We start from the raw sequence: 15,003 nt of genomic DNA, 5'->3' as shown, positions 1-15,003 counted from the left end.
GGAACCCCATGAATGAAGCGTCTGCTCGCAAGCTTCGCCCTGCTCTCCCTCCTCGCCGGTTGCGCCAGCACCGACACCGTCGATCCACACGGCTATGACCAGACCGGTGTTGCCTCCTATTACGGCGCCAGACACCAGGGCAAGCGCACCGCCAGCGGCGAGCGCTTCGACAAGAATTCCCTGACCGCCGCCCACCGCCAGTTGCCCTTCGGCACGCGGGTGAAGGTCACCAACCTGAAGAACAACCAGTCCTGCATCGTACGCATCAATGATCGCGGGCCGCACACCCGTGGTCGCCTGATCGACCTGTCACACGAGGCCGCCGAGCAACTGGGCATGATCCGCAGCGGCACCGCGCGGGTTCGCGTGCAAGCGCTCGACGACTGACCAGGGGAGCCGCGACCATTTTCGGACTAGCCGATCTCCCCCTGCTCAGCGTGCTCGAATTGCTGAGCGGCCTGGTCCTGCTGATCGCCGGTGCAGAACTGATGGTGCGCGCCGCCGTGCGCGTGGCCGCACGCCTGCACGTCCGCCCGTTGATCATCGGCCTGACCATCGTCGCCCTCGGCAGCAGTGCGCCGCAAATGGCCGTCAGCCTGCAAGCCACCCTCGCGCAGAACGTCGACATCGCCGTCAGCAGCGTGATCGGCAGCAGTATCTTCAACATCCTCGTCACCCTCGGCCTGTCGGCACTGATCATCCCGCTGCGGGTTTCACGGCAGTTGGTGCGTCTGGACATCCCGCTGATGATCGGCGCCAGCCTGCTGGTGTTCGTGCTGGCGTGGAATGAAGAACTGACCCGTATCGATGGCGTGGTGCTCCTGACGGCGCTGGCGTTGTACCTGGGGTTGCTGCTGCGCCAGTCACGGCATTCGGCGCGCCCGCAACCCCATCCCCACGAAGGGCCGCAAGTGCGATGGCTGAGCAGCCTGCTGATGATCGCCGCCGGGCTCGCCATGCTGGTGTATGCCGGGCACCTGCTGTTGGGAGCCGCCGTGACGGTAGCCACCGACCTCGGGCTGTCGGAACGGATCATCGGCCTTACCATAGTCGCGGTCAGCACTTCCCTGCCGGAACTGGCGACCTCATTGATTGCCGCACTGCGTGGCCAACGTGACATTGCCGTGGGCAACGTGATCGGCAGCAACCTGTTCAATCTGTTGGGCGTGCTGGGCGTCACGGCGCTGATTGCGCCATCGCCGCTGTCGGTCTCACCCAACGCCCTGGATTTCGACTTGCCGGTGATGCTGGGCGTCGCCTTGTTGTGCCTGCCGATGTTCTATACCGGTTACCGGGTGACCCGTGCCGAGGGCTTGCTGTTTCTGGGTCTGTACCTGGCGTATGGCCTGCACGTGGTGTCGTTCACCACCGGCATGCCCCTGGCGGGCAAGCTTGAACATTTGATGCTGTTTTTCGTCCTGCCGGCGCTGGTGGCGTTTCTGCTGTTCACGTCGCTGCGCGCCTGGCGCCGCCAACATCACAAGAGGGAAGGGCCATGACCGACCAAAAAAAACCCGGCGTTGAAGTGCGCCGTCAGGTAATGGGCGATGCGTTTGTCGACCGAGCACTGGGCAACGCCACCGAGTTCACCCAGCCGCTGCAGGACTTCGTCAATGAACACGCCTGGGGCAGCGTGTGGAACCGCGACGGCCTGCCGCTCAAGACCCGCAGCCTGATCACCCTCGCCGCCCTGACCGCACTCAAGTGCCCGCAGGAATTGAAAGGCCACGTGCGCGGCGCGCTGAACAACGGTTGTACCGTGGAAGAGATTCGCGAGGCGCTGCTGCACTGCGCGGTGTATGCAGGCGTGCCGGCGGCGATCGATGCGTTTCGGGCGGCGCAGGAAGTGATCGATACCTATCAGAAGCCTGACTGATCCGCTGACCCTGCGGTGATTGATCCACCGCTATCGCGAGCAGGCTCGCTCCCACAGGGGCCCTGAAAAGCTCTGAAATTGCCGGACCTAGATCCACCCGCCCCACTGCAACAGGAAGATCCCGATGTTGGTGGTCACCGCCGCCATCAGGGTGGTGATCACGATGATGGCGGCCGCCAGTTCATGATTGCCGTTGGCCTGACGGGCCATGACGAAACTGGCGGCAGCGGTCGGGCTGCCGAAGTACAGGAACAGAATCCCCAGTTCCGCCCCGCGAAAGCCCCAGAGCCACGCGCCCAGTGTGGCCAGCACCGGCAACCCGACCATCTTCACCAGGCTCGAACTCAAGGCCATCGAGCCACTTTTGCGCATGGCCGCCAGTGACAGCGTGCCGCCAATGCAGATCAAGGCCAGGGGCAAGGTGGTTTGCGCCAGGTATTGGCCCGACATTTCCAGCCAGCCCGGCAAACCGATCTTGAAGTAGGCAAAAGGCGCTGCCGCCAACACGCTGATGATCAGCGGATTGTTCATCACGCTCTTGCAGATGCTCCACGGATCGGACTTGATCACCGGGCTGTAGACCGCCAGCACGATGGTCGACAAGGTGTTGTAGAACAGGATCACCAGGGCCGCGAGGATGGCGCCCAGGGAAATCCCGTAGTCGCCGTACATGCTGGCCGCCAGCGCGAGACCAATGACGCCGTTGTTCCCGCGAAAGGCGCCCTGGGTGTAGATACCGCGGTCTTCACGCGGACACTTGAAGATCGCCCAGCCCCAGGCAACCGCGAAGCTCACCAGCGTGGCAATGGCGAAATAGATCAGCAGCGCCGGTTGCAGCGCGGCGTGCAGGTCGGCATGCAGGATGCCCAGAAACAGCAACGCCGGCATGGTGACGTTGAACACCAGGGCCGACGCGGTGTGAATGAAATTGTCGTTGATCCAGTTGACGCGCTTGAGCACCACCCCCAGAAACAGCATGGCAAACACCGGAGCGGTGATGTTCAGGGTTTCGAGGAAAATTGCCAGCATGCCGAGTAACCTTGGTTGAGCGTCGTTAGGAGGCTAATGATAAGCCACTGAAGACCTCGACGTCTGGGAGAAAGCTGTCGCGAGCAAGCCCGCTCCCACATCAGACAATGTTCGACATTGGAACTCGGTCAAAATGTGGGAGCGGGCTTGCTCGCGAAGCAGGCGACGCGGTCCTACGTAATCGGCGCCGGGTTGAACAACGTAATGTCGTTATGCAGCTTGTGCTGCTCCGACCACGTCTGCTTCTTGCCGCTGGCCACGTCCAGGTAGTAGTGGAACAACTCCCAGCCGAGGTCTTCGATGGAAGCACGCCCGGTGGCAATCCGCCCGGCGTCGATGTCGATCAGGTCCGGCCAGCGCTGCGCCAGCTCGGTGCGGGTCGACACCTTCACCACCGGTGCCATCGCCAGACCGTACGGCGTACCACGGCCGGTGGTGAACACGTGCAGGTTCATGCCGGCGGCCAACTGCAAGGTGCCGCAGACGAAATCGCTGGCCGGGGTGGCGCAGAAGATCAGGCCCTTGCCCTTGAAACGCTCGCCAGGGCCAAGCACGCCGTTGATCGCGCTGCTGCCGGACTTGACGATCGAGCCCAGGGACTTCTCGACAATGTTCGACAACCCGCCCTTCTTGTTGCCCGGCGTCGTGTTGGCGCTGCGGTCCGCTTCGCCCTTGGCCAGGTAACGGTCGTACCAGTCCATTTCCCGCACCAGTTCCTGAGCGACTTCCTCGGTTTGCGCGCGGGAAGTCAGCAGGTAAATGGCGTCGCGCACTTCGGTGACTTCGGAAAACATCACCGTCGCACCCGCGCGCAGCAGCAGGTCCGAGGCGTAACCCAGCGCCGGGTTGGCGGTGATGCCGGAAAACGCATCGCTGCCACCGCACTGCATGCCCAGGATCAGCTCGGACGCCGGCACGGTTTCCCGGCGACGTTGATCGAGCTTCTTCAGGCGAACCTCGGCCAGCGCCATGATCTGCTCGATCATTTCGGTGAAACCGTGACTCGAATCCTGCAGGCGATACAGCCACTCATCGCTGAGGTCCACCGAGCTGTCGTTCTCGTGCATCACCTGCCCGGCCTGCAATTTCTCGCAGCCCAGGCTGATCACCAGGGCTTCGCCACCCAGGTTCGGGTTGCGCGCCAAGTTACGCACGGTGCGGATCGGGATGTACGCGTCCGTCGCGGTGATGGCCACGCCACAGCCGTAGCTGTGGGTCAGGGCCACCACGTCATCGACGTGCGGGTACTTGGGCAGCAACTCGTCCTTGATGCGCTTGACCGCATGGTCCAGCACACCCGTCACGCACTGCACGGTGGTGGTGATCCCCAAAATGTTGCGCGTGCCGACGGTGCCGTCGGCGTTGCGGTAACCCTCGAAGGTGTAGCCTTCCAGCGGTGCCTGGGCGGCCGGCACGTCGGTGGACAGCGGCAGGCTGTCCAGCGGTGGCGCGGTCGGCATGCGCAGTTGATCTTCCTTGACCCAGCTGCCGCGTGGAATCGGCTGTAAGGCGTAACCAATGGTCTGGCCGTAACGAATCACCTGGCCGCCTTCCGGAATGTCTTCCAGGGTGACCTTGTGACTCTGCGGCACGAAGTCCAGGGTGACCAGGCCATCGGCGAACTCGGTGCCGGCCGGAACGCCCTGATCGTTGACCACGATCACCACGTTGTCGCGCTCGTGCAGACGGATGTAGCGCGGCGAGTCGGAATGTTCAATCAACTGCATGACGCCGCTCCTCAGGAATGCGCTTGGGACAATTTAGTGGCTTCAGGACCGCTGACCGGTGGCTCTTTGAGCACCACACGTTTGATCGGACCTACGATCACCAGATAGCTGAACACCGCAACCAGCGCGTTGCAACCGACAAATACCAGCGCCCACTTGAACGAACCGGTGGAGCTGATGATGTAACCGATGACGATCGGGGTGGTGATCGACGCGAGGTTGCCGAAGGTGTTGAACAGGCCACCGCTCAAACCGGCGATCTGTTTCGGCGAGGTATCGGATACCACCGCCCAACCCAGTGCGCCCACGCCTTTGCCGAAGAATGCCAGGGCCATGAAGCCCACGACCATCCATTCAACTTCCACGTAGTTGCACGCCACGATGCTGCTGGAAACCAGCAGGCCGGCAATGATCGGCGCCTTGCGCGCGAAGGTCAGCGAGTGGCCTTTGCGCAGCAGGTAGTCGGAGATCACGCCGCCGAGGACACCACCGATGAAGCCGCAGATGGCCGGCAACGAGGCGATGAAACCGGCCTTGAGGATGGTCATGCCGCGCTCCTGCACCAGGTACACCGGGAACCAGGTCAGGAAGAAGTAGGTGATGCCGTTGATGCAGTATTGGCCCAGGTACACGCCGAGCATCATGCGGTTGGTCAGCAACTGACGGATGTAATCCCACTTCGGACCGTCGGACTTCTTGCCCTTCTGGTCCATGTCGACCATGCCGCCGTTCTCGGAAATGTGCTTGAACTCGGCATCGTTGATGCGTGGGTGTTCACGCGGGCTGTAGATCACTTTCAGCCAGACCAGCGAGAAGATGATGCCCAGGATGCCCATGACGATGAACACGTGCTCCCAGCCGAAGGAGTAGACGATCCAGCCCATCAGCGGCGCGAACAGCACGGTCGCGAAGTACTGCGCCGAGTTGAAGATCGCCGAGGCCGTACCGCGTTCAGCGGTCGGGAACCACGCCGCCACGATGCGCGCGTTGCCAGGGAAGGACGGCGCTTCGGCCAGGCCCACCAGGAAGCGCAGCATGAACAGCGCAACCACTGCCGTGGACATGCCGAATTCACCGACGAAGCCTTGCAGCACGGTGAACAGCGACCAGGTGAAGATGCTCAATGCATAGATTTTTTTCGAGCCGAAACGGTCCAGCAACCAGCCGCCGGGAATTTGCCCGGCCACGTAGGCCCAACCGAAAGCGGAGAAGATGTAACCGAGGGTGACCGCGTCAATGCCGAGGTCTTTTTGCAGGCTCGAGCCGGCGATTGCGATGGTAGCCCGGTCGGCGTAGTTGATCGTGGTCACCAAAAAAAGCATGAGCAGGATCAAATAGCGGACGTGAGTCGGCTTTTGGGTGGCTTGCATGTAGATGTACTCCCACTGATTATTTTTATGCGGGTAATAACGATGTTGTTTTGCGGGACGGAACCCGCTCGCGATGACGGTTGACGATGCGCAGGGCGGTTACACAGCGCATCCGGAACATCGCAAGCAGGCTCGCTACCACGTGTCTTGCGGGTATCAGGAACCGATGTAGCTGGTTTTCACCACGGTGTAGAACTCTTGCGCATAGCGGCCCTGCTCGCGCGAACCGTAGGACGAACCTTTGCGCCCGCCGAACGGCACGTGGTAATCCACACCGGCGGTTGGCAGGTTGACCATGACCATCCCGGCCTGGGAGTGACGCTTGAAGTGGTTGGCGTACTTCAGGGACGTGGTGGCGATGCCCGCCGACAGACCGAACTCGGTGTCATTGGACATGGCCAGCGCGGCCTCGTAGTCAGCTACGCGAACGATGTTGGCCACCGGGCCAAAGATTTCTTCACGGCTGATGCGCATCGACGCTTCGCTGTCGGCAAACAGGGTAGGCGCGAGGAAGTAACCTTCGGTATCGCAAGTCACCAGACCGCCGCCACTCACCAGGCGAGCGCCTTCGGACTGGCCGATGTCGATGTACTTCATGTCCTGCTCGAGTTGCGCTTGCGAAACCACCGGACCGATGTCGGTGCCGGCCTTCAGTGCGTGACCGACCTTGATCGACTTCATGCGCTCGGCCATGGCTTCGACGAACTTGTCGTGAATACCGGCGGTGACGATCAGGCGGCTCGACGCGGTGCAGCGCTGGCCGGTGGAGTAGAACGCGCTCTGTACCGACAGCTCGACCGCTTGCTTGAGGTCGGCATCGTCGAGAATGATCTGCGGGTTCTTGCCGCCCATTTCCAGCTGGACCTTGGCCTGGCGCGAAACGCAGCTGACGGCGATCTGGCGACCGACGCCCACGGAACCGGTGAAGCTGATGCCGTCGACTTTCGGGCTGTTGACCAGTGCATCGCCAACCACGCGACCGCTGCCCATGACCAGGTTGAACACGCCGGCCGGGAAGCCTGCGCGGGAAATGATTTCCGCCAGGGCCCAGGCACAGCCCGGCACCAGGTCGGCAGGCTTGAGTACGACGCAGTTGCCGTAGGCCAGGGCCGGGGCGATTTTCCACGAAGGGATGGCGATCGGGAAGTTCCAAGGGGTGATCAGACCGACCACACCCAGGGCTTCACGGGTCACTTCAACGTTGACGCCCGGACGCACCGACGGCACGTAGTCGCCGGACAGGCGCAGGCATTCACCGGCGAAAAACTTGAAGATGTTACCGGCACGGGTCACTTCGCCGATGGCTTCAGGCAGGGTCTTGCCCTCTTCCCGGGCCAACAGGGTGCCGAGCTCTTCGCGGCGGGCGAGGATCTCGGTACCGACTTTGTCCAGGGAATCGTGACGCGCCTGGATACCGGAGGTGGACCATGCCGGGAAAGCGGCACGGGCGGCGTCGATAGCGGCGTTGACCTGGGCCAGGTCAGCCTTGGCATAGTCGCCGATGGTGTCGGTCAGCTCGGACGGGTTGATGTTGGCCGAGTAATCGGCACCGGCAACCCATTCGCCGTTGATGTAGTTGTCGTAACGCTTTGCAGTTGCCACGAGATCATCTCCTCACGCAAAAGGCCGCTGATCACTCAGCGGCCTTGTTTAATCGTATGTGTTACTGCGCACCTTGCTTGTCGATCAGCGCGGCGAGCATTTCGTACTCTTCGCCGGTCAGGTCGGTCAGTGGTGCACGCACAGGACCTGCGTCATAGCCGGCAATTTTTGCGCCCGCCTTGACGATGCTCACCGCGTAGCCGGATTTACGGTTACGGATGTCCAGGTATGGCAGGAAGAAGTCGTCGATGATCTTGCCAACGGTGGCGTGATCTTCGCGGGCAATGGCGTGGTAGAAATCCATCGCGGTTTTCGGGATGAAGTTGAACACGGCCGAGGAGTAGACCGGCACGCCCAGCGCCTTGTAGGCAGCGGCGTAGACTTCGGCGGTCGGCAGGCCTCCCAGGTAGCTGAAACGGTCGCCGAGGCGACGACGGATCGACACCATCAGTTCGATGTCGCCCAGGCCGTCCTTGTAACCGATCAGGTTCGGGCAGCGCTCGGCCAGGCGCTCGAGCAGCGGAGCGGTCAGGCGGCAAACGTTACGGTTGTAGACCACGACGCCGATCTTGACCGATTTGCACACGGCTTCAACGTGGGCGGCAACACCGTCCTGGCTGGCTTCGGTCAGGTAGTGCGGCAGCAGCAGCAGGCCCTTGGCGCCCAGACGCTCGGCTTCCTGTGCGTACTCGATGGCTTGACGGGTCGAACCGCCAACGCCGGCCAGGATTGGCACGCTGGTGGCGCAGGTGTCGACGGCAGTCTTGATGATTTCCGAGTATTCGCTGGCCGCCAGGGAGAAGAACTCACCGGTGCCGCCTGCGGCGAACAGGGCCGAGGCGCCGTATGGGGCCAGCCACTCCAGACGCTTGATGTAGCCAGCGCGGTTGAAATCGCCCTGGGCATTGAAATCGGTAACCGGGAAGGACAACAGACCGGCGGAGAGGATGGACTTCAGTTCTTGTGGATTCATTATTCGAACACCCTGGGATAGCTACGTTTTTGTGTGAGGTAATCGTTCAGCCAGCGCTGAAGTTGTAGGTCATCGTACAACTTAAAAAACAACCGTCAACTGCATTTCATCGTCAGCGGTAAAATTTCTGCCACAAATCGGGTCGTCCGCCTCGATTCGCACCACCTTGGAGCCTTGCCCACAGGGCTTTTGCGCTGTTCAGCGCGGCAATGAATGCCCGGCGAAATTTTCCGAAAAACATCGTGAACGGCAGATCCGCAGACCCTCACCTAGAGTCAAAAGACGTCACGAATGGATCGTGGCGCCCAATGAGATGGAGTACTCGAAGATGTGTTTTCCTTCACCCGTGTTGCCCCAGTTTCCCACCGACCCTCGTGATCAGGTCGCTACCGTGACGTTGTCGAGCCTGACGGATGCATTGATCGTGCGCGTGCGCGATCCGCACGATATTCCGCCGAACTGGGAGCTGTACCCGATCCTCGGCCCGGACCCGGATGAGCCGGAGTGGCACGGCGAGGACGAGCCGGCCGGTGTCTGGGACGAGACGACTGACGAGATGGTCGAACTGACGGGGATAGAACTGCAGATCCCGAAGACCGACCTGGAGCCGTATCTCGGCACTCAGGTCGCGCTGCGCTACAAGTTCCGGGACGAGTCGAGCCTGGAGTTGTCCTCGGACGCGCTGCTGATGCGTATTGAACCCTGAAACCGGGGCCCTGCGCGGATCGTTCCCGGTTCCAGGGAACGATCCTCTGACACTCAGCCGCGCTGTGCTTCCGCCTCTTCGTGCGCATGACGCAAGCGCTCGCGGCTGTTGGTCAGGTGCAGGCGCATGGCGGCCCGCGCCGCATCGGAATCCTGGCGCGCGATCGCATCGTAGATTTCTTCGTGCTCACGGCTCAGCCGGCTCATGTAGTGCTGCTGGTCATCATGGGCCAGGCGCGCCGAATTGAGGCGCGTACGCGGAATGATGCTGGCACCCAGGTGCGTCATGATGTCGGTGAAATAGCGGTTGCCGGTGGACAGTGCGATCTGCAGGTGGAACTGGAAGTCCGAGGACACCGCATCGCTGGCATGCGCCGCGCTTTCGTTCAGGGCATCCAGCGCCGCCCTCATCAGCGCAAGCTGTTCGGGGTTGCGACGTTGCGCGGCAAGGCCGGCGGACTCGACTTCCAGGCTGATACGCAACTCCAGGATCGCCAGCACATCACGCAGCGTGACCACGGTTGCCGGGTCGATACGGAAACCACTTGGGCTCGGCGTATCGAGCACGAAGGTGCCAATGCCGTGACGGGTTTCCACCTGCCCGGCCGCCTGCAAGCGGGAAATCGCCTCGCGCACCACGGTGCGGCTGACGCCATGGGCGTCCATGATCGCCGACTCGGTGGGCAACTTGTCACCCCGCTTGAGGTGACCGTCGCGGATCTGCTCGGACAGCACCGTCACCAATTCCTGTGCGAGGCTGCGGCGCTTGCGCGGGAGGCGTGGAGCTTCGATCGGGTTTTCCATGGTGAACGTCTGTCTCGAAAGTTCGGCTGAAACTGCATCATAGCGCAACACGGTTGTACGATCACCCCGCCCTGCGGGGCGGGGATGTTCAGGCGGTCACGGTCTGTTCCACAAGGTGTCCATTATCGATACGAACATGCCGCGGATGGAAGCGTTTCAGGCTGCTGCGATGCCCGACGCTGACGATGCTCAACCCCGGAATCTCATCGATCAATGCTTGGTACAGCGACGCTTCATCCTCTTCGTCCATCGCCGACGTGGCTTCGTCCATGTACAGCCATTGCGGCGCGTACAGCAAGGCACGGGCGAAGGCCAGCCGTTGCTGTTCACCCGGCGAGAGCATGCGCTGCCAGTGGTTGGCCTCATCCAGGCGGGCAATCAAGTGCGGCAAGCGACAGGTTTCCAGCACCTGTGCATAACGTTCCTGCGGGTAGGTTTCTCCCGCCTGTGGATAACTCAAGGCTTCACGCAACGTGCCAATCGGCAGATAGGGTTTTTGCGGCAGGAACAGGTAGCGCGCCGCCGGCAGGCGAATGCTGCCATGGCCGGCCGGCCACAAATGCCCCATCGCCCGCAGCAGTGTCGACTTGCCGCTGCCGGAGCGGCCACTGAGCATGACGCGCTCACCCTGCGCCACAGTCATGTCGGCACTGGCCAGCAAATGACGACCGTCGGCAAGGTCGAGCCCCAGGTCGCTCACCTGCAAGGTCGTCCCCGTGTTCTGCACATCGATGGCAGGCGCACGCTCTTCGTTGTCGGTCATGGCCTGACGGAAACTCAGCAGACGATCACAGGTGGCGCGCCATGAGGCGAGGCTCTGGTACGCACTGATGAACCAGCTGAAACTCTCCTGCACGTTGCCGAACGCCGAGCTGATCTGCATCAGCTCACCCAGTTCGATCTTGCCGGCAAAGTAGCGCGGGGCGGCAACCATGAACGGGAAGATGATGGCCGCCTGACTGTAACCGGCGGTAAAGAACGTCAGGCGCTTGGACACTTTCATGATGTCCCAGAAGTTGTGCCAGACCAGTCCGAAACGGTTGCTCAAACGCCGGTTCTCGTTGGGCTCGCCGTTGTACAGCGCAATGCTTTCGGCATTCTCGCGAATGCGCACCATGGAGAAACGCAGGTCGGCCTCGAAACGTTGTTGCTGGTTGTTCAGGCCGATCAGCCGGCGACCGATCACGTGCGTCAGCCAACTGCCCACGACCGCGTAGACCAGCACGCACCAGAACATGTAGCCGGGCACGGTGAAACCGAACACCTCGATACTGCCCGACACGCCCCACAGGATGATCGAGAACGACACCAGGCTGACGATGTTGCGCAGCAGGCCAATGCCCAGTTCCAGGGTATTGGAGGTGAAGTTGTTGAGGTCTTCGGAGATCCGCTGGTCCGGGTTGTCGGTGTAACCGCCCTGCTCCATCTGGTAATAATTCTTGTGGCTGAGCCAGCGAGCGAAGTGCCGCTCCGTGAGCCAGGCCCGCCAGCGAATCGTCAGCATCTGGGTCAGGTACAGGCGGTAGACGGCGCCGATGATCGCCACCGCAGCGATCCCGCAGAAATACAGGATCAACCGCCAGAAGGCCGCCTCGTCCTTTTGTTGCAGGGCGTTGTAGAAATCCTTGTACCAGGTGTTGAACCACACCGAGATCCCCACGCTGAGCAGCGACAATGCGATCACCGCGATCAGCAGGGTCCAGGCCTTGGCTTTTTCCTCACTGCGCCAGTAGGGGGTGATCATCGCCCACACTTTGCGAAAGAATTGCCCGCGCACAGCGTCGTTGACCGCAGAATACTCAGCGTTCTGATTCATGGAAAAGGCTCGATATAGAAAAGAACACGCACGAACCGATCATAGATGATCGGTTCAGGTTGTCGCGAGATGTGTACTTCACCTATTCAGCGGCGGTTCAGCGCAGGTTCAGCGGCGAACGGGGCGCTTCTGCAATTTGCGCTGCAAGGTGCGGCGGTGCATGCCCAGGGCCCGGGCAGTGGCGGAGATGTTGCCTTCGTGCTCGGTCAACACGCGCTGGATGTGCTCCCATTGCAGGCGGTCCACCGACATCGGATTTTCCGGCACCAGGGTGTCGAGGTCCGCGTGCTCGGACAGCAACGCGGCCAGCACGTCATCGGCGTCCGCCGGTTTGCACAGGTAGTTGCAGGCGCCGCGCTTGATTGCTTCGACCGCCGTGGCGATGCTCGAATAGCCGGTGAGGATCACCACGCGCATCTCGGGGTCGAGCTCGAGCAGTTTCGGCAACAGCACCAGGCCCGAGTCGCCGTCCATTTTCAGGTCCAGCGCGGCGTAGTCCGGGATGTCGGCCTGGGCGATGGTCAGGCCTTCTTCGGCGGAACCGGCGGTGGTGACTCGGAAACCACGGCGGGCCATGGCGCGAGCCATCACGCGGGTGAACGTGGCGTCGTCATCTACCAGCAGCAAATGCGGCAGTTCTTCGCCTTCGACTTGGATCTCGTCACTCATGCTCATCTCCTCGGGCAACACGGGGCAGGCGCAGCTCGGTGAGCGTGCCGCCTTCCTCATGACTGTAGAGTTTCACCGAGCCGCCGGCGCGTGTCACGCTGGCCTTGCTCAAAAACAGGCCGAGGCCGAAGCCTTTGCCCTTGGTGGTAAAAAACGGTTTGCCGATCTGCTCGGCAATGGCCAACGGCACGCCGGCGCCATGGTCGCGAATGCTGATGGTCAGGTCTTCTTCATTCCAGTCCAGCGTCACTTGCAGCCCTTCAGGGCAGGCATCGGCGGCGTTGTTCAGCAAATTCAGCAGCGCTTGCGTCAGGTCTGGCGGCGGTGCGACGCGCGGTACGAGCCCCTGGCCCAGGCGCTGGAAACGGTAACTGGCTTCAGGGCGCATCAGGTGCCAGCGATTGAGTGCTTCGTCGAGCCAGTCGGTGACGTATTGCGTCTCGACCGCCATCCGGCGATTGGCCTCGGCGGCGCGCACCAGTTGTTGCAGGGTCTGCTTGCACAGCATGACCTGGTCCTGCAGCACGCTCAGGTCCTCCTGCAACATCGGGTCGTGATGGTCCCGGCGCATTTCCTTGAGCAGCACACTCATGGTCGCCAGCGGCGTGCCCAGTTCGTGAGCCGCACCGGCCGCCTGGGTCGCGACCGCCAGCAGTTGCTGATCGCGCAGCCCTTCTTCACGGCGAATGGCCCGCAGCTCTTCCTGGCGGCGCAGCTCCTCAGCCATGCGCGCGGCGAAAAAAGTGATCACCGCAGCGGCCAGGGCGAAACTCAGCCACATCCCGTAGACCTGCAGGTTTTCCCGGGCAATCGGGAAGGTCTGCAGCGGATAGAAGCGCGCCAGCAGCAGGGTGTACATCGCCAGCGCGATGCCCGACAGGATCAGCGAATAGCGCCATGGCAGCGTGACGGCGGCGATGGTCAGCGGCACCAGGTAATAGGAGACGAAGGGGTTGGTCGAGCCGCCGGAGAAGTACAGCAGGGCACTGTGGATGAACAGGTCACAGGCCAGTTGCACGGCGTACTCGAGTTCCGTCACCGGCCAGGTGGTGCGCAGGCGAATGGCGGTGAAGGCACACAGCAGCATCGAGCAGATGAGGGTCGCCGCCAGTTGGAACCAGGGCAGTGGCAACAGGTCGAGCCAGTAGGCCAGGCCCACGGAACCGGCCTGGGCGGCCAGTACCAGAATGCGGATGAAGGTCAGCCGCCAAAGGTTCTGGCGCGTCGCAGAGGTGATTTGAAAAGGGACGAGCATGAGCTCTCCTGATGAGCGCTCCAGGCGAATCGTACGGAGTATAACCAACCACGGTGGCTGGCAGGCGAAAGTGCGGCAAACAGCCACATGGCAGGAATTGCCCTGACGTCTATAAGGCGGGCCACGCTGACGTGCCTGGGATGCTGGCATCTGTATAGAAGTTGTAACTGGGCGAACCGGATCAATAAAGCTAGAGTCTGATGATTTCACGCAGGCTCGGACTCAACCCCTGCACATTGCCCAAGGAGCTTTCATGCATACTTTCCGCCGCAGCGCCGCCCTTCTCGCCCTCAGTGCCGGCACCGTTGCCAGCCTGCCGGCACTGGCCGCCGACGAACTTCATTACAACCAGATCTCCCTGCGCGCCGAAGTCAGCCAGGAAGTGGCCCGCGACCTGATGATCGTGACCCTTTACACCGAAGAGCAAAACACCGACCCGGCCAAACTGGCCGCGACCGTCAGTACCACCATGAACAAGGCGCTGGATCAGGCCAAACAGGTCAAGGACATCACCCTGCGCCAGGGCAGCCGCAACAGCTACCCGATCTACGACGCCAAGGGCCAGAAAATCACCGGTTGGCGCGAGCGCGCCGAATTGCGCCTGGAAAGCACCGACTTCGCTGCGCTGTCGAAATTGACCGGTGAACTGCTGACCGACCTGAAAATGGGCGGCATGGACTTCGCCATCGCCACCCCCACCCGCAAGACCAGCGAGGACGCACTGCTCAAGGAAGCCGTGAACGCCTTCAAGGCACGCGCGCAACTGGCCACCGACGCACTGGGGGGCAAGGGCTACAAGATCGTCAACCTGAACCTCAACAGCAATGGCTACCCGCAACGCTACATGCGCGGCCCGATGATGATGAAAGCCGCGAGCATGGATGCTGCGGCAGTCACGCCGGAAGTTGAAGCCGGCACCAGCCAGGTCAGCATGACGGCTGATGGTTCGATCGAGGTGTTGCTGCCGTAACCCGCACGGGCGCCGGTACGAACACGTGGAGTTCAGACCGGCCCGGTAATTCCAAGCCTCGGTAGGAGCGAGGGGGACGCCCAGTCCATGCTCGCGATGGATAACGGGACACCGCGGGGTATCAGGCCGCCCGCGTTTTCGTTGACGACCATCGCGAGCCTGCTCGCTCCTATAGTTGATAGGGTTGAACCTCTGGAAACGACATCA

General features: G+C 61.9%; 14 protein-coding genes. 5 read left to right on the top strand and 9 right to left on the bottom strand.

The features are described from left to right. Nucleotides 1–12: 12 nt before the first annotated feature. The 3 genes from QIW53_RS23415 to QIW53_RS23405 are packed head-to-tail and all read left to right on the top strand — an operon-like array spanning nucleotide 13 to nucleotide 1,876. Nucleotides 13–387: a septal ring lytic transglycosylase RlpA family protein gene (locus QIW53_RS23415; RefSeq protein ID WP_371051949.1), complete on the top strand. Its 375-nt coding sequence runs from the start codon at nucleotides 13–15 to the stop codon at nucleotides 385–387. Nucleotides 388–437: 50 nt separating this feature from the next. Continuing rightward, nucleotides 438–1,499, top strand: coding sequence for a calcium/sodium antiporter (locus QIW53_RS23410; RefSeq protein ID WP_371051948.1), 1,062 nt, complete (start codon nucleotides 438–440; stop codon nucleotides 1,497–1,499). Continuing rightward, nucleotides 1,496–1,876, top strand: coding sequence for a carboxymuconolactone decarboxylase family protein (locus QIW53_RS23405; protein ID WP_371051947.1), 381 nt, complete (start codon nucleotides 1,496–1,498; stop codon nucleotides 1,874–1,876). The genes QIW53_RS23410 and QIW53_RS23405 overlap by 4 nt, the downstream gene beginning before the upstream one ends. Nucleotides 1,877–1,963: 87 nt before the next feature. On the opposite strand, the gene QIW53_RS23400 is transcribed toward QIW53_RS23405, so the two are convergent. The 5 genes from QIW53_RS23400 to kdgD form a co-directional block, all read right to left on the bottom strand. Continuing rightward, complete coding sequence (locus QIW53_RS23400) at nucleotides 1,964–2,905, bottom strand: AEC family transporter (protein ID WP_371051946.1); 942 nt, start codon at nucleotides 2,903–2,905, stop codon at nucleotides 1,964–1,966. A gap of 173 nt (nucleotides 2,906–3,078) precedes the next feature. Further along, nucleotides 3,079–4,632, bottom strand: a complete 1,554-nt coding sequence (gene garD, locus QIW53_RS23395) for a galactarate dehydratase (protein ID WP_371051945.1) — start codon at nucleotides 4,630–4,632, stop codon at nucleotides 3,079–3,081. An 11-nt stretch (nucleotides 4,633–4,643) separates the two neighbouring features. Continuing rightward, nucleotides 4,644–6,002, bottom strand: a complete 1,359-nt coding sequence (locus QIW53_RS23390; RefSeq protein WP_192309625.1) for an MFS transporter — start codon at nucleotides 6,000–6,002, stop codon at nucleotides 4,644–4,646. Nucleotides 6,003–6,158: 156 nt separating this feature from the next. Continuing rightward, nucleotides 6,159–7,604: an aldehyde dehydrogenase family protein gene (locus QIW53_RS23385; RefSeq protein ID WP_371051944.1), complete on the bottom strand. Its 1,446-nt coding sequence runs from the start codon at nucleotides 7,602–7,604 to the stop codon at nucleotides 6,159–6,161. Nucleotides 7,605–7,665: 61 nt separating this feature from the next. Continuing rightward, the gene (gene kdgD, locus QIW53_RS23380; RefSeq protein ID WP_371051943.1) at nucleotides 7,666–8,577 is read right to left on the bottom strand and encodes a 5-dehydro-4-deoxyglucarate dehydratase; all 912 of its coding nucleotides are present in this window, start codon (nucleotides 8,575–8,577) and stop codon (nucleotides 7,666–7,668) included. 328 nt (nucleotides 8,578–8,905) lie between these two features. Between kdgD and QIW53_RS23375 the strand changes: the two genes are divergently transcribed. Then, the gene (locus QIW53_RS23375; protein ID WP_371051942.1) at nucleotides 8,906–9,283 is read left to right on the top strand and encodes a hypothetical protein; all 378 of its coding nucleotides are present in this window, start codon (nucleotides 8,906–8,908) and stop codon (nucleotides 9,281–9,283) included. Nucleotides 9,284–9,336: 53 nt separating this feature from the next. Here the strand turns inward: QIW53_RS23375 and QIW53_RS23370 are convergent, their stop codons facing one another. From QIW53_RS23370 to QIW53_RS23355, 4 genes are all read right to left on the bottom strand, one after another. Continuing rightward, a complete protein-coding gene (locus QIW53_RS23370) occupies nucleotides 9,337–10,086 on the bottom strand; it encodes a FadR/GntR family transcriptional regulator (RefSeq protein ID WP_371051941.1) in 750 nt (249 codons plus the stop codon). Between the two features lie 88 nt (nucleotides 10,087–10,174). Further along, nucleotides 10,175–11,902 carry an ABC transporter ATP-binding protein/permease gene (locus QIW53_RS23365; RefSeq protein WP_371051940.1) on the bottom strand — a complete coding sequence of 576 codons (1,728 nt, stop codon included), beginning with the start codon at nucleotides 11,900–11,902 and terminating at the stop codon, nucleotides 10,175–10,177. Nucleotides 11,903–12,010: 108 nt separating this feature from the next. Beyond that, on the bottom strand, nucleotides 12,011–12,571 hold the full coding sequence (locus QIW53_RS23360) for a response regulator transcription factor (protein WP_008067292.1): 561 nt from the start codon (nucleotides 12,569–12,571) through the stop codon (nucleotides 12,011–12,013). After that, nucleotides 12,564–13,826, bottom strand: coding sequence for an ATP-binding protein (locus QIW53_RS23355; protein WP_192309612.1), 1,263 nt, complete (start codon nucleotides 13,824–13,826; stop codon nucleotides 12,564–12,566). The genes QIW53_RS23360 and QIW53_RS23355 overlap by 8 nt, the downstream gene beginning before the upstream one ends. Nucleotides 13,827–14,079: 253 nt before the next feature. On the opposite strand from QIW53_RS23355, the gene QIW53_RS23350 reads away from it, so the two are divergent. Next, nucleotides 14,080–14,796: an SIMPL domain-containing protein gene (locus tag QIW53_RS23350; protein ID WP_371051939.1), complete on the top strand. Its 717-nt coding sequence runs from the start codon at nucleotides 14,080–14,082 to the stop codon at nucleotides 14,794–14,796. Nucleotides 14,797–15,003 lie beyond the last annotated feature (207 nt).

Source organism: Pseudomonas fluorescens, assembly GCF_041354075.1.
GTDB lineage: Bacteria > Pseudomonadota > Gammaproteobacteria > Pseudomonadales > Pseudomonadaceae > Aquipseudomonas > Aquipseudomonas fluorescens_CE.
The sequence above is the reverse complement of the archived record's forward strand: the minus strand, read 5'-3'. Positions and strand labels throughout refer to the sequence as shown.

Bases quoted from the DNA above. Each gene is read 5' to 3' on its own strand.
- QIW53_RS23415 (WP_371051949.1), top strand. From the start codon at position 13: ATGAAGCGTCTGCTCGCAAGCTTCGCCCTGCTCTCCCTCCTCGCCGGT.
- QIW53_RS23405 (WP_371051947.1), top strand. From the start codon at position 1,496: ATGACCGACCAAAAAAAACCCGGCGTTGAAGTGCGCCGTCAGGTAATG.
- QIW53_RS23400 (WP_371051946.1), bottom strand. From the start codon at position 2,905: ATGCTGGCAATTTTCCTCGAAACCCTGAACATCACCGCTCCGGTGTTT.
- garD (WP_371051945.1), bottom strand. From the start codon at position 4,632: ATGCAGTTGATTGAACATTCCGACTCGCCGCGCTACATCCGTCTGCAC.
- QIW53_RS23390 (WP_192309625.1), bottom strand. From the start codon at position 6,002: ATGCAAGCCACCCAAAAGCCGACTCACGTCCGCTATTTGATCCTGCTC.
- kdgD (WP_371051943.1), bottom strand. From the start codon at position 8,577: ATGAATCCACAAGAACTGAAGTCCATCCTCTCCGCCGGTCTGTTGTCC.
- QIW53_RS23375 (WP_371051942.1), top strand. From the start codon at position 8,906: ATGTGTTTTCCTTCACCCGTGTTGCCCCAGTTTCCCACCGACCCTCGT.
- QIW53_RS23370 (WP_371051941.1), bottom strand. From the start codon at position 10,086: ATGGAAAACCCGATCGAAGCTCCACGCCTCCCGCGCAAGCGCCGCAGC.
- QIW53_RS23365 (WP_371051940.1), bottom strand. From the start codon at position 11,902: ATGAATCAGAACGCTGAGTATTCTGCGGTCAACGACGCTGTGCGCGGG.
- QIW53_RS23360 (WP_008067292.1), bottom strand. From the start codon at position 12,571: ATGAGTGACGAGATCCAAGTCGAAGGCGAAGAACTGCCGCATTTGCTG.
- QIW53_RS23355 (WP_192309612.1), bottom strand. From the start codon at position 13,826: ATGCTCGTCCCTTTTCAAATCACCTCTGCGACGCGCCAGAACCTTTGG.
- QIW53_RS23350 (WP_371051939.1), top strand. From the start codon at position 14,080: ATGCATACTTTCCGCCGCAGCGCCGCCCTTCTCGCCCTCAGTGCCGGC.